The following is an 18,985-nucleotide window of genomic DNA, read 5'->3' as shown; positions in this document are numbered from 1 at the left end:
TAAAAATACCGTTTTTTTCTTAAAAAAGAATTCAATAATAATTAAATTTTTATTACCATTGTAATATTATCAATTGCTAAAGCCTACTAAAATTTAATAAATAGCTGAATTTGATAACCTCAAGCTAACTTAAAAAAAATTAGTTATAATTATAATTATAATTATTTCATTAAATTGATGTAAATGACTGTTTTCATTTGTAAACATCAATAAAAACGTAATGCTTTTATCAAAAGAATGCTCAAAAAAGAAGTTTTAAAAAATAAATATCATCGAAATTGACTAATACTTTACTTCATCTTGATTCACGAACAAGGTATACTGACCTTCATTTTTAATCATAACGATAAAAATAAAACGTGATTATTTTTTAAATCTAACAGTTATAAAACGATTATGATCATTAAAGAATTAGGCATTGTGCCATATATGCAAACTTATCTCGCTATGCATAATTTTACACAGCAACGCGATGAAAATAGTCTTGATGAAATTTGGTTATTAGAGCATTTACCTGTTTTTACACAAGGAAAAGCAGGCAAAGCTGAACATTTGCTTAAGCAAACATCGATCCCTATTATTCAAACTGATAGAGGTGGACAAATTACTTATCATGCAATCGGTCAACAAATTATGTATGTTTTGATTGATTTAAAAAGACTAAAAATAACGGTTCGCGAAATGGTGACATTTCTTGAAAATACGGTCATTTTTACATTGAAGCATTTTAATATTGATAGTTATGCAAAACCCGATGCCCCCGGCGTTTATGTTGATGATAAGAAAATTTGTTCATTAGGTTTACATATTTCGAAAGGTTGTACCTTACATGGACTTGCTTTGAATATTGATATGGATCTTAGCCCATTTAATAATATTAATCCCTGTGGTTATGCCGGGTTACAAATGACTCAAATGAAAGATTATGTTAATAATCTTTCTCGCCCTGAAATCAACCAATTATTAACAAATTATTTTGTTAACCAATTACCTAAAAGTTAAGATAAAACTATGCAAAATAATGAAAATACCCTTCGTAGTTCAAAATACCGTGATGGCGATAAAACGCGTTTAATTCCAACACAAACACTTGAACAAACTGCGCCATTAAAAAAACCTGATTGGATGAGAATTAAGTTATCCGCGCATTCTGAAAATATTGCCCACATAAAGAACACTATGCGTAAACATGGATTACATTCAGTATGTGAAGAAGCCTCTTGCCCTAATTTAGCAGAATGTTTTACGCATGGCACTGCAACGTTTATGATCTTAGGCGATATTTGTACGCGCCGTTGTCCATTTTGTGATGTTGCTCATGGTCGTCCATTACCACCTGATAGCCAAGAGCCTATCAAACTGGCAAAAACAATTAATGAAATGCGTTTACGCTATGTGGTAATTACGTCTGTTGATAGAGATGATTTAAAAGACGGAGGAGCAACTCATTTTGCTGAATGTACATCGCAAATTCGCGCTTTAAATCCAAATATTAAAATCGAAACATTAACACCTGATTTTCGTGGATGTATTGATTTAGCGGTTGATATTTTAGCGGCTAATCCACCAGATGTGTTTAATCATAATCTTGAAAATATTCCTCGTCTATATCCAAAAATTCGCCCAGGCGCCAATTATGAAGGTTCATTAAAATTATTAAAGGCGTTCAAAGAAAGACATCCTAATGTACCAACAAAATCAGGTTTAATGGTTGGGCTTGGTGAAACAAATCAAGAATTAATACAAGTGTTGAAAGATTTGCGTTCTCATGGTGTGACCATGTTAACGTTAGGTCAATATTTACAACCAAGCCAATACCATTTACCCGTTGAGCGTTATGTGTCTCCGCAAGAATTTGAAGAATTAAAACAAATCGCTTTAGATATGGGATTTACGCACGCAGCCTGCGGTCCTTTTGTCCGTTCGTCTTATCATGCAGATTTACAAGCGATGGGAAAAGAAGTCAAATAATTTTATATAGATAAATCACTTGTCCCCCATTTAAATGGGGGACATTACACAAAAAATCAAATAAAAGAGCAAATTAGTAGAATTAATTATCCATTACCATAAAGCGTCGATTTTCATTAATAATTTGTAAATATAAAGGTAATATTATTTTTTGATTTTTCTCTAGCTTATTGTTTAAGTTATAAATTTTTAAAGCCCCATATCCATCAATGACAATAGTTTCATCTGCATAAAGAGCCGCAATTTTATTTTCACTTCCCGCAACAATCCAATCGCGTGTATTTGATGTAAACAAATTTTTACCTTGGCTATAATCTTGTGAGAAAGATGTCACATTTAAAACATCTTGCATCAACGTCGTCATAATATCGGTTTGTGAGGTGATTTTATCATATAGACCTGTTTTTTTATTAGGATAAGACATAATCAAAGGAACTTTTAATAGATCACGATTAAAATTGTTATTGATTATTCCGACTGCCATATTATTGTTATTAATATAAAAATTATTTGTTCCCGTAATAACAATTATTGAATTTTTCAAATCTTTTGATTCATTAAGTTGCTCTATAATGCTAGCGATATGTTGATCAAGTTTAGCGACTTGTTTTTGTAATTCGACGCTAGAAAGTTTATCGCCATTATGGTAGAGAGAATAATGGATAAGTGAAAATAATGCTGAATGATTTTCAAGCTTAATCTTTTCTTTATGCCAATCAATCCATGCATCTGTCGTTTCTTTGTTTGTCTTTTTACTCGTTGATGGGATAGTAAAATTTGATAATATCGCATTGCGATACAGTGGAGTATTAAATCCTTCTGACGAAAACAATCCTAACTTATATTGTTCTTTTTCGATAATATTTAGCATGACAGTCGGTTTGTGACTGGCGAGAATGCTATTGTAATAATTAGGATCTAATCCATAGAATAATGAAAAATCATTTAAATAAGGTTCATTGCTTGCCGCATAATGATTAGTAAATTGGATATTTTGCTCAGCGAATTGCGTTAAAAACGGCATTTTATTGACTAAAGTTTGATTAAATCCATCAATTATTATCATAACAATATTATTAGGATTTTCTTTCTTAGAAAAATCAATTTTGCTGAGGGGATATTCAATTGCAATAGCGGCAGGATTGCCTTCTTCAGCAACGCGATTACGGTAATTTTCTCCGTTAATAATGCCATATTTTTCTAAAAAATGACGTGCAGTAAGTGGATAAGATAGCGGTAAGCTCGATCGCTGCATCGTAATTGGGCGATAGAAATTGGCATCAGCCCAAATATGAATTAAATGAGAAGCGATAAAACAGGTAAAACAAATTATTACAGTGCCTTTAGCGTATTTACTTCGTTTATTTAACATGCGTAACTTTTTCCAACTCCAAATGGAAAAAAGAATTTCAAGCAGTAAAATAAAAGGAATTAAAATAAAAGCATGATTTAAAAAAGAAGAGCCATCTGAAATTAAAATCTTCCAAATTGATAAATTAAGATGCAAACGAAAATGACTAAAAATTTCAATATCAATGAGTAATAAGGTAATACCTAATGTGGCAACAAGGGTTGCAATAATCTTTTGCCATTTTAGAGAGCGAATAATAAAACTTAACGGGAATAATAAAATAATATAAACCGCAAAAGTTAAAAAACTAAAATGACCGATGGCACTTATAATAGCATAAAAGCGCCCATAAAATGTTCTTGGCCAATCAGCAATAGTCAAATATTGGCTACCAAGAATAATGACAAGAATAATATTAAATAAAGTAAACCAATGCCCCCAACTTATGATTTGTGTTGTAGAATCTTCTAGACGGTGAGTATTTTTGATTTTGATCATAGTTAAATGTATTTAAAGAATGTAACGCAAATTAATATCCTGAAATTTAGGGTTAAGTTTAACTGATTTTCAAAAATCTTTGTATTGATTTATTTAGCTGTTTTAAAGTTCACGGATTGTTTGCGTAATTAAGGATAATTGCTATAATCATCCGCATCATTTTATCGGTAATAAAAGACAAACATTTTGACCATTACACAACTGTCCCTTGAACAGATTCAACCTGATTTAGCCAAAATTTCATCGCTCGTTGAGCCTATTTTAAAAATGGACGCTCAAATAAGCAATAATGAAAATATTTTAGCTTGGCAACCTCGAATCGCGGCAACTTTGTCTCTATTATGCCCAAAAAAACGTGCGTCTTATCAGCCTCGTTTTATGTTATTAAAAAGCCCTGAAAGCCTTTTATTTACTGATATGCTTTGTGAGACTATTAGTAAAAGTATATCGTTAACAAATATAGGCTATAGTTACCATGTCAATGAAAATCAAATCATTTTGACAGAAGCCAAAAGCAGGCAAGATAATTTTGCAATCAAATCCAGCTGCTTAAGTTCGTTAACCGTTGATAATGAATCTTTATTTGGTTGTATTCGGCAACCAGAAAATACCCCTATTCGATTACAATCAGGATTAGTTCATCAAGCTAATGGTGGCGTATTAATTTTAGGTTTACGTAGTTTATTGTCGGAGCCAACCTTGTTAACCCATTTAAAAAATATGGTATTAAAACAAGAGTTTACATGGCATTCACCAGATGAATCTCATCCTTTGCCTTTTGCTATTCCGCCTTTACCTTTAGATTTACGTATTATTTTGGTTGGTGATCGTATTAGTTTGGCAGAACTAGAAGCTTTAGAGCCAGAATTATATGAAAATTCGCTTTATACTGAATTTGAAAATGATTTACATGTTAAATCAACCGAACAAATTACCCATTGGGCAAACTATTTATCGTTTATTGCTAACAAACAACATTTACCAGCGATTGATATTTCAGCTTTTGGTCAGTTGTTTAAGCAGGCCACTCGTTATACGGGCGATCAATATTATCTACCATTATCAATTGATTGGATTCATTCTTTATTAGCTAATGCTGCTTATTTTGTTCAAAATCATAAAATTGACAATACCGCCATAAAACAAGCCATTTTACAAAAATCATGGCGTGAAAATTATCTATTGGAATGTTTTCATGATGAATTTCTAAATAAACAAATCGTAATAAATACCAAAGATCAAGTTGTCGGTCAGATTAATGGACTATCAGTCGTTGAATACCCAGGCTATCCTAAAGCTATTGGTGAACCTACCCGCTTAAGTTGTTTAATTCATTTTGGTGACGGAGAATTTATTGATATTGAACGAAAAACGGAGCTTGCGGGAAGTATACATTCTAAAGGTATGATGATTATGCAGGCATTCATTATGTCAGAGCTTGCCATTAATTACCCATTACCTTTTTCAACTTCACTTGTATTTGAACAATCTTACAATGAAATCGATGGTGATAGTGCTTCATTAGCAGGATTATGTGTTTTACTAAGCGCATTAGCAGGTCAACCAATCGATCAACAATTGGCTGTTACAGGATCCGTTGATCAATTTGGACAAGTGCAATCAATAGGTGGCGTAAATACTAAAATCGAGGGCTTTTTTGCGATTTGTAAACAGCAAGGGTTAACCGGACAACAAGGTGTTATAATTCCCGCGTCTAATGTACGCCATTTATGTTTAAACGATGAAGTAACAGACGCCATTGCAAATAATCAGTTCTCAATTTGGACAGTTGAGCATGTGTCAGAGGCAATTTATTTATTAATGGGTTTACCTTATAAATCTGATAACCAATTAAGTTTATATAAACTTATTCAGGCACGAATTAATACCCTACAACAAATAGATAAAAAACGTGATTCATGGTTAAGCAAATGGCAACGTTTATACAAAAAAATATAAAGTAATAATATAAAATAATAAAATGTACTATCTGCAATTATCTAACTGAATTGTTATTTTTATAGTAATTAAATTGATAAGATACAATTAACAATATAATAGTTATATTAATTAAATAAATATAAATGAGATTAAAAGAATTTTATTTAAACTAGATAACGTCATTTAATCAAGTTTAATCTTATGATTAATAAACATTTAAACACAAACAAATAAAAGGTTTTTTTATGACATTTGAACGTAAATCTTCGTACGATAAAGCTGATCTAATTAAATCAGGGAATAATGAGTTATTTGGTCATGATGGTCCCCCATTACCGTCTGATTTAATGTTAATGATGGATCGCGTTGTTGAAATGAACGAAGACGGTGGCAGCTATAATAAAGGCTATGTTGAAGCTGAATTTGATATTAACCCTGATTTATGGTTTTTTAAAAGCCATTTTAAAAATGATCCTGTTATGCCTGGTTGTTTAGGCTTAGATGCAATGTGGCAATTAGTCGGCTTTTATTTAGGTTGGATTGGCGGCAAAGGTAAAGGTCGTGCTTTAGGAGTCGGTGAAGTTAAATTTACCGGGCAAATCTTACCCACAAATAAAAAAGTCACTTATAAAATCCATTTTAAACGAGTAATTAATCGCAAACTTGTTATGGGTATTGCCGATGGAGAAGTTTTTGTCGACGGAAAATTGATTTATGAAGCTTCTGATTTAAAAGTCGGATTATTCCAAGATACAACTTCAGGTTTTTAATCATTCGACATTATTATAATTGATTAAATTTATACACTAACTTGTATGCTTACTGTGTCAATCTAAAGATCTATTATTTATACGGTAAGCATTAAACATTTATTTTTAATTATTGAAAGTGCAAACATCTTTATGCAAAAACAACTTGAACTTTTAAAACAACATTATATTGGTAAAGGATTACATCGTAAATGTTATCTTCATCCGCTTGATAATAATAAATGTATTAAAATCAATTATAATCAAGGTGCCGAAGAAGAAACTAATCGTGAAATTAAATATTATCGTCATCTTATAAAACGTAATATAAATTGGCACGCGCTTGCACAATATTTCGGTGAGATTGATACTAATTTAGGTAAAGGACAAGTTTTTGAATTAATACGCAATGAAGATGGTATTACTTCGTTACCACTTGAAGATTATTTAGCAAAAGCCGAATTGACTAAGCAAAATTATGACGCCCTTTTAAATGGCCTTAAACAATTAAAAACGGATTTATTCAAAGATCGTATTATTACCATGACGATCAAAAGCAAAAATATTCTCTTTCAACAACAATCACCACAAAAATCACGCTTGGTGATTGTTGATAATATTGGTAATTCTACTTTTTTACCTATTGCAAATTATGTGACATATTTCGCTAATAAGAAAATTAAACGAACATGGACACGCTTTCTGAAAGCTATTTTAAATGAAAATGCGCATAATCCTCATGTAAAAGATTTAATTAGCGATTTATCTGATGCAATTAATTTGAATTGAATAACACAATCATACCTTATCTATTTTACTGATCAGGTAAAAAATATTAGTAATAAATCAAGCTGGTATGAATAGATTTGGTTAATAAATTTATATTTATCAGTAATAATTACCTTACTTTTTCGATTTACCGTTATAATAACAGTAAATCGCGTTCATTAAAGATAATCATGAAAACAGATACCTTTAACAATTTACAGTTAGACGATATTTTAATTAATAATCTTCTAGAACAAAATATTAAAACACCAACGAGTATTCAAGAAAGCACCATACCTGTTGCATTAGATGGTAAAGATGTTTTAGGTTCCGCTCCAACAGGTACTGGTAAAACATTAGCTTTTTTGATCCCCGCCGTACAGCATTTATTAGATTTTCCTCGTCATAAATCAGGTCCGCCTCGTATTTTAATTTTAACACCAACACGTGAGCTTGCCATACAAATAGCCGAACAAGCAAAACTTTTAACACAAGGAACGCATTTAAGTATAGCGACTATTACAGGCGGCGTTGCTTATATGAATCATGCAGAAATTTTCAGTAAAAACCAAGATATTGTTATCGCAACAACAGGACGGTTATTACAATATATTAAAGAAGAAAATTTCGATTGTCGTGCCGTTGAAATGCTGATCTTAGATGAAGCAGATCGCATGCTTGATATGGGATTCTCGCAAGATGTCGAAACTATTTCCGCCGAAACACGTTGGCGTAAACAAACCTTATTATTTTCTGCCACACTTGAAGGCGAAGGATTACTTGAATTTGCTAAACGAATTCTGACAGAGCCCGTTGAAATTAATGCTGAATCATCTCGCAAAGAGCGTAAAAAGATTCTTCAATTTTATTATCGTGCGGATGATTTAGATCATAAAGTTGCCTTATTAATTCATTTATTAAAGCAACCAGATGTTAAAAAAAGTATTATTTTTGTCCGTAAGCGCGAAAGATTGCATGAGTTAGTCAGTTTACTTCATCAAGCGGGTATTCATACTTGCTATTTAGAAGGTGAAATGGTGCAATCTAAACGTAACGAAGCTATCAAACGGATGACTACGGGAAGTTGCAATATCCTAGTCGCAACCGATGTCGCAGCTAGAGGCATTGATATTGATGATATTACGCATGTGATTAATTTTGACGCACCAAAAACCGGTGATGTTTATTTACATCGAATTGGGCGCACAGCAAGAGCTGGAAAAAAAGGCACGGCGATTAGTTTAATTGAAGCACATGATTATCCCCTATTACTGAAGATTGAGCGTTACATACATGAATCGATAAAAAGTCGCACTATTGATGAATTGCGTCCGACATCTAAAGTCCCTAAAACAGTAACCAAAAAGAAAATATCACTTAAAGCGAAACAAAAAAAGAATGATAAAAAACAAGAAGCTAAAAAAGTGAAGGTAAAAGTTCGTCATCGTGATTTAAAAAATAAAGGTAAGCCTAAAAATAAAATTGTTAAACATAATTTAATAACTACTAGCGAATAATAAAAAGATATTAATAGTTAGTATTTATCAAATTAATTGCTTTTAGCAACTGGGATAATCGTCTTGAATTGATATAATACAAGTAATATTTGAAGTACAATATGAAATTATCATTTTTATCTAATTTAAAATGATCTTCTTTTGAGTTTAATTTTAATTATTATTAGGTAATTGTGAATAAAACATTAATAGTTTATGAATAAAAGGAGAAATTTTATGGTATTAGTCACTCGTAAAGCCCCTGATTTTACAGCAAGTGCTGTTTTAGGAAATGGCGAAATTGTTGATTCTTTTAATTTTGCAGATCATACTAAAGGTAAATACGCTGTTGTTTTCTTTTGGCCAATGGATTTTACTTTTGTATGTCCGTCTGAAATTATCGCTTTTGATCATCGTATGGACGAATTCAAAAAACGTGGTGTTGAAGTTATCGGCGTTTCAATGGATTCAGCTTTTGTTCATAATGCATGGCGTAAAACCTCTCAAGATGCCGGTGGTATTGGCGAAGTAAAATTCCCTATCGTTGCAGACATCAAACATGACATCATGCAAGCTTATGGTATTGAACATCCAGAAATTGGTGTAGCATTACGTGCTTCATTTTTCATTGATAAAGACGGTATTGTTCGTCATGAAACTGTGAACGATCTTCCTATCGGTCGTAATATTGATGAAATGTTACGTATTGTTGATGCGTTCCAATTCCATGAAGAGCATGGTGAAGTTTGCCCTGCGCAATGGACAAAAGGTAAAAAAGGGATGAAAGGTAGCCCAGATGGCGTAGCTAGCTACTTAAAAGAAAATGCAAATGATCTTTAATTGATTTTAGCTTAGACAATAAAAAAACCGGCGCTTAAAGCCGGTTTTTTTATTGTCTGTTATTTATCACGATAATAATTTAAAAACGGGTAATACCCCGTTTTTTTAATAAAATTAATTAAATAATTATTTATTATTACTTGCCCTATTTATAATCAGACCTATGAATAATCCCACAAACATCGGTAATATCCAACTCATGCCATATTGATATAATGGAAAATAACTATATTCATGTAAAATTGTTTCTAAAAAATGCGGTATTGATTGAATATTAAAAACATCGATCGCTTTGTTAATCGCATCAAAAAGGCTAGGAACAAAAGTAAAAATAGTTGTTATGACATAAACAATTCTTGATTTAGTGACAAATATCAAAAGAATTAAGCAAATGGTTAATGGACATAATAATCTTAATATCGGTAACGCAAAATTAATAATATTAGATAATCCTATATTGGCAATTAAGGTGGCAACAATGCTTACAATAATAGCAAATTTTTTATAACTTATTTTTGGAAAATAATAATTGAAACAACTTGCACATGCACTAATTAGACCAATTGCCGTTGTTAGGCAAGCAAAGAAAATTAATAGGGCTAAAAATATACTGCCATATGCGCCCATATAATGCTCTATTACATTACCTAAGATACTACTGCCTCCATTGACATCATATAATCCTATCGTATCAACACTAGTTACACCAATATAACCGACAGAGATATAAATAATAGCCATTAAAGAAATGCCCATTGAGCCAGCTATTGCCGTAACAGTCACAATTTGTTTAGGATGAGTTACCCCGTAACTTTTTATCGCCTTGACAATAATATAACCAAATACTAATGAAGCAAGCACATCCATTGTATTATAACCGTCTAAAATGCCTTGACTAAAAGCATGCGTAGTATAAGCATTATGTGCTTGATTCAATCCACCCATTGGAAAAAAAATTGATAATAATATGATAATTAAGGTGAATAATAAAAAAATCGGCGTTAATACTTTTCCAATCCAAAAAACAACTTTATTAGGATTAAGTGAAAAATAAAGCGCACACACAAAATAAATAATCGAATAAATGACTAAACCTAGCGTTTGATACTTATCATTAATAAATGATGAAAGTCGAATTTCATACGATACAGTACCCGTTCTTGGCAAAGCAAATAATGGCCCAATGGTTAGATATAAGAGGATAACAAAAATTGCACCATAAACGGGATGAATTTTAGCCGCTAATTTTTGAAGATTTTCTCCATTGCTATAACCTGTTGCCAATACCCCTAAAAATGGTAAACCAATACCACTGACTAAAAATCCGCTAATGGCTAACCAATAATTCGTTCCTGATTGTTGACCTAGTGCTAAAGGAAAAATAAAATTACCTGCACCAAAAAAGAGACCAAATAGAGCAATACTTATGACAAGATATTGCGAAAATTTTAAATTAACTGACATGAAAATCCTAACTACTTGTTATTACAAATATATTTAAATCGATGAGTGTAGTCCAATTACACCAATTACAATAAACACAAGTCCAATAATGCGGGTTATGTTTTTGGGTTCCTTAAATAGGAACATATTAGCTAAAACAGCTCCTGACGTGCCTATTCCTACCCATACTGGATAAGCGACGCTTAATTCGATATAACTGAGCGAAAAATAAAGTAAGACAAATGATACAAAAAAACCTCCCCAATAAAGTAAACGCCTAATAAGCGTATTTTGTTTAGAAAATAATTTAAGACCTATTGACCCAATTATTTCAAAAAATGAAGCAGATATAATTAATAGCCAGCCCATTTTATTTCCTTTATTTTTTTATGATTTAGTGTCGGAACGTTTTAGTAAGACAACACCAATAATGATTAATGCGACATAGAATAATTGAGAATGCTCTATTTGTTTATCAAATAAAACTTTATCAATAAAAGTCGCACCAATTGCACCGATCCCCGAAAATATAGCATAAACGGTACCTGTCGGTATGGTTTTACAAGCTTTGGTTAGGAAAGAAAAATCAAATAAAATTATTCCAACAATAATAAGCCATTGCCACCATTGGTTTGCGGTACTAAATCCAATAATCCAACATAATTCAAAAAAGCAGGTTAAAAAAACATATAACCATTCTCTTTCTTGTTTATACATAATTTCCTCACGAATGAAGTTTTTATATTTAACTTTTATGTTTTAAACTTCTGATTATTTATTTAATTTCATCGGGAATATATTTTGAATAGTAATTTATTTAATGTATTGAAGTGTTTTTAACAAATTTTAGCTATTTAGATAATGACTATTTCGTAATTGATTGCTTTTAAGTTGATTATTTATGTATAAATACATTCTTAATCACATGGAAATTGATCGATATGTCATAATTTTATTTAAAAGAATATCGATTCTATAATACCATCGTTAAAATGGCAAGACTAAGAAAGATTTTAATCATTTGATTGTTTAAATAGTTAACTAATGAAGCTTTATATAAACAGACTAATCAAGAGTTAATATATAATTAGTCTGTTTATATTTAAAGTTAATCTAATTCGATAAGTTTTTATCAAAAATTAGAAAGAAATATTAGTACTTAAGAAAAAGCTACGTCCAGGTTCATTATATGTAGCAGCGCCTACACCGATTGAAGCGATTTGCCCCGTTGTTTCATTTTTAATTGTTGAGGAATTACCACGACGGAAAAGACGTTTATCAAAAATATTATCTATTCCGGCAGTTACAGTAAAGTTTTTACTGAATTGATATTGTCCACTAAAATTAACGATAGAATAAGGACTTAATTCATCTCTTGAGCTGTCTTCCAATTTTTCACCACGATAGCCGTATTTGTTAGGTACTTGTTTTCCGTACCATGTCATTGATGAAATTAAAGATAAGTTATCCGTTGCTTGCCAATTAAGTGACGTATTAAGCGTGTATTTAGGAATAATCGATAAATAATTACCCGTCTTTTTATTTTTGGATTGAAGCATATACGTCAAATTATTACGCCAATTGATTGTTGAAGTAAGGGGTAGTGTAAAACTTCCTTCAAACCCTTCTACAACAGCTTTTGGTATATTCTCCCATTGAAAGACGTTAGAATCTTTATCAGTAACTTGTATGACTTTGTCACCTGCCTCAATTTTATCGCGGTAATCATTACGGAAATAAGTTAAGCCTGCAATCATGCCATCATTATCATGATATTCTAAACCTATCTCTTTATTAACGCTGGTTTCTGCTTTTAAGTCTTTATTACCCATTAAATAGCATGAAACATTATCTTTACAGCCATTTCCGCGGCTATAGAGTAAATAATTAGGATTTGTTTGATATAAATTTGGGGCTTTATAAGCTCTTGCAATACCTAATTTTAAAGTAAAGAAATCACCTAATTCTTGCGCTAAATTTAAGGCTGGGCTCCAATTGTTACCAACTTCACTATGATAATTAAAACGTATTGCCGGTGTTAAAATGGTTGTTGGCGTTAATTCAATATTGTCTTCTAAAAAAGCGCCCCATAAACTGGCTGAAGCTTTGCTTCGACGATTAACATCATTAATACCATCAACACTCCCCCCCATACCGGTTGTCTGCGAAATTGAAGAGGGATCTTTCATCCGTTGATGGCTATATTCGGATCCAATCGTTAATGTTTGCGGTAAAGAAAGGTTTAAAGGTACATTCGTTTCATTATGTAGCGTAATATTATCTGACTTGGTTGTTGTAAATGAATTTTTTTCAAAACGCCCTTCTGTCGCACCGGCTAAACCTTCTTTTATGCGACTATTATGTGTTTTTTCTAACTGAATATAAGATAAACTATTTACACCATTATCCCAATAACCTCGATGGGTTAAGGTATAATTCTGACGATACATGCGATTAGTTTCATGTTTATAAAGATTATTAACAATTTCGTTTGGTTTATTATTTTGCGTATCACCCGCATAAATATTGCCTTGACGGCTGTTACCCACTTCGAATTCTAAAGACTGTTTATCCGTCATGTCCCAATGTAACAATCCGTTAATATCCTTATTGCGTACCCCTTCTCGCCCTGCTGGCATTGAAGTTGGATCGATTGCATGTCCTTTATTGATATCCCATTTATCCGAATCCGTCTTATTTATATTACCGTAAAGTCGCATACTTAATGAATCAGTTAAACCACCTGATAATAAAAAGTCGGTCCGTTTGGTTGCGCCTTCATCTTTATGTCTTGGGGAATTGATATAACTATTTAAAGAGCCATGCCATTCTTGCGTTGTTCGTTTGGTAATAATATTGACAACACCGCCGGCAGCTCCGTCACCATAACGTGCAGCAGCAGGTCCTCGAATAACATCAATACGATCAATCGCATCAACAGGAACCCAGTTAGAATCGCCACGCGTATCTCGCTCTCCTCGCCAACCATATCGCACTGACGTACGACTTTTAACAGGTTTTCCATCAATCATAATTAATGTATTTTCAGGACCCATACCACGAATATCAATTTGACGGTTATTACCACGTTGTCCACTAGCCGAATTACCCGTTAAATTAACGCCAGGCATAGTACGAATAATTTCAGAAAGATCATTTTTAGGAGGTGTTTTGCTAATGTCTTTGGATGTAATAACAGAAGCACCTAAGGCTTGCCGCGTTTGCTCAGCTGCTGAGATGATCATAACATCTTCAGGTTCTACATAATTATCTTTATTATCTTGTGTTGTTTCGGCGTAAACATTTTGGCAAGCAAGGGTAACAAAAAGGGACAATATATAAGTTGACTTACGTTTAAACATTAATCTTAATCCTTTATGATTGATAAATTCTCTGCTAATTAAAAATAGCAATGATAAACATTCTCATTATCAACTTTATAATAAAAATGTAAATGCTATTTATTCGATTATTTGCTTATTTGCTTATATTTAAAACAACTAAGTATGAATGAGATCAATTAATCGATAATCACAGCTATAAATTAATTAAAACGATTAGCTTAATAAACTATTTTTATTTATTGAAAACTTAAATAAACATGCTGTTTAAAAAATGAATGAATAGATTTAATTCTTCTTATTGCTTTGAGTAAAATTAATTTGTATTCCATCTTGCAATGCAATTAATGGTGCCGTCTTATGGGTTTGATTAGCATATATCTGATAACTTAACTGAAGATTTTTGATTTGAGCCTCTTGTAAACGTTCATAAAATTGTTTTGACGCAGTTATCATTTTTCTATTTTGACGATGCTGCAATAATAATTCCTGCTGATCGACGGCTAATTGTTTTTCTGTTTTAACCAACGATTCCTCATTACCGCCGACAGTAATCATCACTTGTAATCGCTTTTTATTAAAGCTCAAAGTCAGATCTGTTTTTAAAAAATCGATTAACTCTTGCATAACATATTGCCCACTAAACCATATTGATGGACTTGATACTATATATTGATTAAAAACAGGCGGTTTAGTTAATAAACTATGTAATAAAAATAACCCGCCATAAGAATGACCAAAAATGGCTTGTTGATTCTTATTAATAACATTTTGTTGTTCAATATGTGGTTTTACTTCGTTAACGATAAAATCATAAAATAAATCTGCGCCGCCATATTGTTTTGGCATATTAATTTTTTTATTAGGTAAAATCTCTAACGTTAACGATTCAGGTTTAGGCAAAAAATCTAAATCTCGACGAGTATAACCATGTTCACTATTTGGGTAATCTATAGCCACAATTATGCCATCTTGAATATTACATCGTGAACAGCTTTGTGTATTTAAAATACTTTTGGCAACTAAAAAATAACTATCCCCGTCAAGTAAATAAATAATGGGCCAGCCTTCTTGCGGAACAGGTTTATTAGGGACATAAGTGGTTATTTTATAGTCGCCAATTTTTTGTGAATGGAAAATTTCTATGTGCGTATTAGGAACAATTAATTTACTTTTAAAATTTTCTATTGAATGAGATTTATTCATCATAAACAATCCAATAATGACACAGATAAATAATCGAAACATACATAATAACCATGCAATAATATATATAAACTTAACTTATGGAGCGATCATCATTGCTAATAAGTAAACAATTATGTTAATTCTTATGAAAATTAAACAGACAATTTATATGATATAGTTATTAATGAATTTAGTTAACTAACTATTGATAATTTAATAACTATATTATTTGTGTGATTTATATTGTTTTATATCAAAATTAAAACTATATTTAGTCTTGTTGTTTACGATACTGAACAATGTCTTCAATAGTAACAACCGGCATATTGTGCTGTTTGGCAAATTGAACAACCTCAGGCATTCTTGCCATTGTACCATCGTCATTCGTTAATTCACATAATACGGCTGCTGGTTGAAATCCTGCCATAGTGACTAAGTCGATTGAGGCTTCAGTATGGCCTCGGCGCATTAAAACGCCTCCTTCTTTGGCTACTAATGGAAAAACATGACCAGGATGATTAAGATCACACGCTTTAGCATCATCAGCTACTGCCGCTTTAATTGTTGTCACACGATCTTGTGCTGAAACGCCCGTAGTTACCCCTTTTGCCGCTTCGATAGAAATGGTAAAAGCCGTATTATTTTTGCTCGTATTATTTGCAACCATCATAGGTAACTCAAGTTCATCGCATTTTGCTTGAGGTAAGCATAAACATACAATGCCACTGCCATGTCGAATTGTTAACGCCATTTGCTTTGGTGTTATAGTTTGAGCAGCAAAAATAATATCCCCTTCGTTTTCACGATTTTCATCATCCAACACTAAAACACCATTACCTTCACAAATGGCTAATATTGCTTTTTTAACACGTTCAATTGGGAATCCAAATTGATTTAAATTAAACTGATTCATGGTAATTACCTATATCCTTTTGATTAAAAACTTCATTAATAATTTTGATAGTTTAATGAATTAAATTATCAACAGTTGTATATCATTTTATTAAATATATTAATGAATTACATACCAGAATCAGGGCTGTGCTTGACTAGAATAATTTTGCGTAGGCAAATTAGGAAAGATAAGCCACTCTCTTTTATCCAGACTTTAACTGTCGGCTTTGGAATTTCACCAAATCTGCTAGTCCTTAATATTATTAGCAATAACATACCCGTTATTTTTAATTCACTATTAAGCGCTCGTGGGCTATACCACCGGTGGGGACTTCCACCCCGCCCTGAGAATTTTGTCAACTAAAGATTGACCTTTTAACTTTAATACAATTACAAAATATTTAATACTAATTTATAAAAAGAAGGTGCTTATTTGAACAATCTTTTTACATTAATATTAACGATTTGCTTTAAGCTCCCGTTTTTCCGATCGACGAATGATTATCCATGAAATAAATCCGATTAACCCAACAATAAATAAAATAATAGTCGCCAATGCATTTATCTGCGGATCCACACCTAATTTTACTTTTGAGAAAATAAGCATTGGTAAAGTGGTTGCGCCAGGTCCAGTAACAAAACTTGCAATCACAACATCATCTAGTGATAAAGTAAAAGCTAATAACCACCCAGATAATAAAGCTGGTGCTATCATTGGTAAAGTAATGACAAAAAATACTTTTAATGGATTAGCACCGAGATCTAACGCTGCTTCTTCAATCGATTTATCTAATTCTCGTAATCGAGAACTGACAACGACAATAACATAAGCGGAACAAAAGGTAATATGTGCCAATAAAATTGTCAAAGCACCACGTACTTGAAATAATTCGATAAATTGACCTAATGCAACAAATAATAATAAGAGTGATAGACCTGTAATAACATCAGGCATAACTAATGGCGCAGTTGTCATAAAAGAGAATAAATTCGATCCTTTAAATTTTCTATAACGAACAAGTGCATAAGATGCTAAGGTACCTAATATCGTCGCCATTGTCGCTGCGCCACAGGCAATTAATAAACTTAAACAAACCGCATCTCTCAAGGCTTCATTATGCATTAATTCAAAATACCATTTAACAGAAAATCCCGACCATACAGTCACAAGTCTTGATTCATTAAATGAATAAATAACAAGCATAATCATAGGAATATACAAAAATCCAAAGACTAGTATTAAAATTAAACCTTTAAGACTTTTTAATAATAATGCCAATGTGATTATTAGTGTGACAATCAAACTAAAAACCAAACACCCGACATAAGTATTTAACTCTGTCGCCGCCGAAAAGCCAGACGATGAAACTAATAAAGTTAAGACATAAGATCCGATTAGCGTTGCAAAAAAAACTATCCAACTAGAGCGAATAATGATAGATAGATTTTTCATTTATTTCTCCCCTGTTTGGCGGTTTTGAAATTTATTAAAGTAAAATATCGGAACAATTAAAATCAATAACATAACCGATGCAACCGCTGATGCTGCCGGCCAATCTCGATTTTTAGAAAATTCATCCCAAAGCTGACGACCAATCATAATCGTATCCGATCCACCTAATAATTCAGGAATAACATATTCACCAACAGCTGGAATGAAAACCAACATACCGCCAGCAATAACACCACCTTTAGTCAATGGAACAATAATTTTAAAAAATGTCTTCAATGGTTTACAACCTAAATCCAAAGCGGCTTCTATTAAAGTATTATCGATTTTACTTAATGAGGTATATATTGGGAGAACAACAAACGGTAAATAGGAATACACAATACCAATATAAACAGCCACATTCGTATTTAGAATAATTAAAGGCTGATCAATAATTCCTAGCCATTCTAAGAAATTATTAAGTAAACCATTATTTTTTAAGATCCCCATCCATGCATAAACGCGAATCAAAAAAGAGGTCCACGAAGGAATAATAATTAACAATAATAATACATTGCGGGTAATCGGTTTACACTGTGTAATTGCCCAAGCTAAAGGATAACCAAGTAAGATACATAAAAATGTCGAAATCGCTGCAATCTTTAACGATTGTAAATAAGCATTAATATACAAAGATTCAGTAACTAAATTAAAATAATTACCTATATTTATACTGATATTAATAATGTTATCTTCAAAAAATGCCAACGGCGTATAAGGTGGAATTGCCGATATCATTTCAGCAAAACTAATTTTAAAGACGATTAAAAATGGTAATAAAAATAATAATAACATCCATAGATATGGAATAATTATTACGGCAATACGACCATATAACGTCATTAAATCAGAATCATTTGAAGTATTTCTTTTCTGTATTTCACATAAATAAACCGTGTAAATACCTGTTGGTATAAAAATAATACTTCCTATCATAATCAGATCATAAGCGAATTTCGATGGTCTATAATTAAGTAAATATAAACCAAAACACGCGAGTAGCAATCCGCAAA

General features: G+C 31.9%; 16 protein-coding genes and 1 riboswitch. Of the genes, 7 read left to right on the top strand and 9 right to left on the bottom strand.

Going from position 1 to position 18,985, the window contains the following annotated elements; translation table 11 throughout:
• Positions 1–396: 396 nt before the first annotated feature.
• Positions 397–1,002: a lipoyl(octanoyl) transferase LipB gene (gene lipB / locus ACSYSW_RS05575; RefSeq protein ID WP_491705997.1), complete on the top strand. Its 606-nt coding sequence runs from the start codon at positions 397–399 to the stop codon at positions 1,000–1,002.
• A 9-nt stretch (positions 1,003–1,011) separates the two neighbouring features.
• Positions 1,012–1,971, top strand: coding sequence for a lipoyl synthase (lipA, locus tag ACSYSW_RS05570; protein ID WP_491705998.1), 960 nt, complete (start codon positions 1,012–1,014; stop codon positions 1,969–1,971).
• Between the two features lie 82 nt (positions 1,972–2,053).
• On the opposite strand, the gene ACSYSW_RS05565 is transcribed toward lipA, so the two are convergent.
• Positions 2,054–3,820, bottom strand: a complete 1,767-nt coding sequence (locus tag ACSYSW_RS05565) for a DUF3413 domain-containing protein (protein WP_491705999.1) — start codon at positions 3,818–3,820, stop codon at positions 2,054–2,056.
• 186 nt (positions 3,821–4,006) lie between these two features.
• On the opposite strand from ACSYSW_RS05565, the gene ACSYSW_RS05560 reads away from it, so the two are divergent.
• The 5 genes from ACSYSW_RS05560 (at position 4,007) to ACSYSW_RS05540 (ending at position 9,614) form a co-directional block, all read left to right on the top strand.
• Positions 4,007–5,779 (top strand): AAA family ATPase, encoded by a 1,773-nt coding sequence (locus ACSYSW_RS05560; RefSeq protein WP_491706000.1) that lies wholly within the window; start codon positions 4,007–4,009, stop codon positions 5,777–5,779.
• A 227-nt stretch (positions 5,780–6,006) separates the two neighbouring features.
• Positions 6,007–6,531, top strand: coding sequence for a bifunctional 3-hydroxydecanoyl-ACP dehydratase/trans-2-decenoyl-ACP isomerase (fabA, locus tag ACSYSW_RS05555; protein WP_491706001.1), 525 nt, complete (start codon positions 6,007–6,009; stop codon positions 6,529–6,531).
• 132 nt (positions 6,532–6,663) lie between these two features.
• Positions 6,664–7,299 (top strand): YrbL family protein, encoded by a 636-nt coding sequence (locus ACSYSW_RS05550; protein ID WP_491706002.1) that lies wholly within the window; start codon positions 6,664–6,666, stop codon positions 7,297–7,299.
• Between the two features lie 170 nt (positions 7,300–7,469).
• Positions 7,470–8,795: an ATP-dependent RNA helicase SrmB gene (gene srmB, locus ACSYSW_RS05545; RefSeq protein WP_491706003.1), complete on the top strand. Its 1,326-nt coding sequence runs from the start codon at positions 7,470–7,472 to the stop codon at positions 8,793–8,795.
• A gap of 216 nt (positions 8,796–9,011) precedes the next feature.
• Positions 9,012–9,614 (top strand): peroxiredoxin C, encoded by a 603-nt coding sequence (locus ACSYSW_RS05540; protein WP_491706004.1) that lies wholly within the window; start codon positions 9,012–9,014, stop codon positions 9,612–9,614.
• 126 nt (positions 9,615–9,740) lie between these two features.
• On the opposite strand, the gene brnQ is transcribed toward ACSYSW_RS05540, so the two are convergent.
• The 8 genes from brnQ to potH all read right to left on the bottom strand — a co-directional run bounded on the left by brnQ (position 9,741) and on the right by potH (position 18,908).
• Positions 9,741–11,078 (bottom strand): branched-chain amino acid transport system II carrier protein, encoded by a 1,338-nt coding sequence (gene brnQ, locus ACSYSW_RS05535; RefSeq protein WP_491706005.1) that lies wholly within the window; start codon positions 11,076–11,078, stop codon positions 9,741–9,743.
• Between the two features lie 33 nt (positions 11,079–11,111).
• Positions 11,112–11,426, bottom strand: a complete 315-nt coding sequence (locus ACSYSW_RS05530; RefSeq protein WP_491706006.1) for a DMT family transporter — start codon at positions 11,424–11,426, stop codon at positions 11,112–11,114.
• An 18-nt stretch (positions 11,427–11,444) separates the two neighbouring features.
• Complete coding sequence (locus ACSYSW_RS05525) at positions 11,445–11,774, bottom strand: DMT family transporter (protein ID WP_491706007.1); 330 nt, start codon at positions 11,772–11,774, stop codon at positions 11,445–11,447.
• A 422-nt stretch (positions 11,775–12,196) separates the two neighbouring features.
• On the bottom strand, positions 12,197–14,419 hold the full coding sequence (locus tag ACSYSW_RS05520) for a TonB-dependent siderophore receptor (protein WP_491706008.1): 2,223 nt from the start codon (positions 14,417–14,419) through the stop codon (positions 12,197–12,199).
• A 267-nt stretch (positions 14,420–14,686) separates the two neighbouring features.
• Positions 14,687–15,607 carry an alpha/beta hydrolase gene (locus ACSYSW_RS05515; protein ID WP_491706009.1) on the bottom strand — a complete coding sequence of 307 codons (921 nt, stop codon included), beginning with the start codon at positions 15,605–15,607 and terminating at the stop codon, positions 14,687–14,689.
• A 250-nt stretch (positions 15,608–15,857) separates the two neighbouring features.
• Positions 15,858–16,499, bottom strand: coding sequence for a 3,4-dihydroxy-2-butanone-4-phosphate synthase (gene ribB / locus ACSYSW_RS05510; RefSeq protein WP_491706010.1), 642 nt, complete (start codon positions 16,497–16,499; stop codon positions 15,858–15,860).
• Positions 16,500–16,671: 172 nt separating this feature from the next.
• Positions 16,672–16,836: riboswitch (FMN riboswitch) on the bottom strand.
• Positions 16,837–16,937: 101 nt separating this feature from the next.
• A complete protein-coding gene (locus ACSYSW_RS05505; RefSeq protein WP_491706082.1) occupies positions 16,938–17,768 on the bottom strand; it encodes an ABC transporter permease subunit in 831 nt (276 codons plus the stop codon).
• 165 nt (positions 17,769–17,933) lie between these two features.
• Positions 17,934–18,908: a putrescine ABC transporter permease PotH gene (potH, locus tag ACSYSW_RS05500; RefSeq protein WP_491706083.1), complete on the bottom strand. Its 975-nt coding sequence runs from the start codon at positions 18,906–18,908 to the stop codon at positions 17,934–17,936.
• Between the last annotated feature and the right edge of the window lie 77 nt (positions 18,909–18,985).

It is taken from the genome of Gilliamella sp. ESL1225, assembly GCF_058502635.1.
The sequence above is the reverse complement of the archived record's forward strand: the minus strand, read 5'-3'. Positions and strand labels throughout refer to the sequence as shown.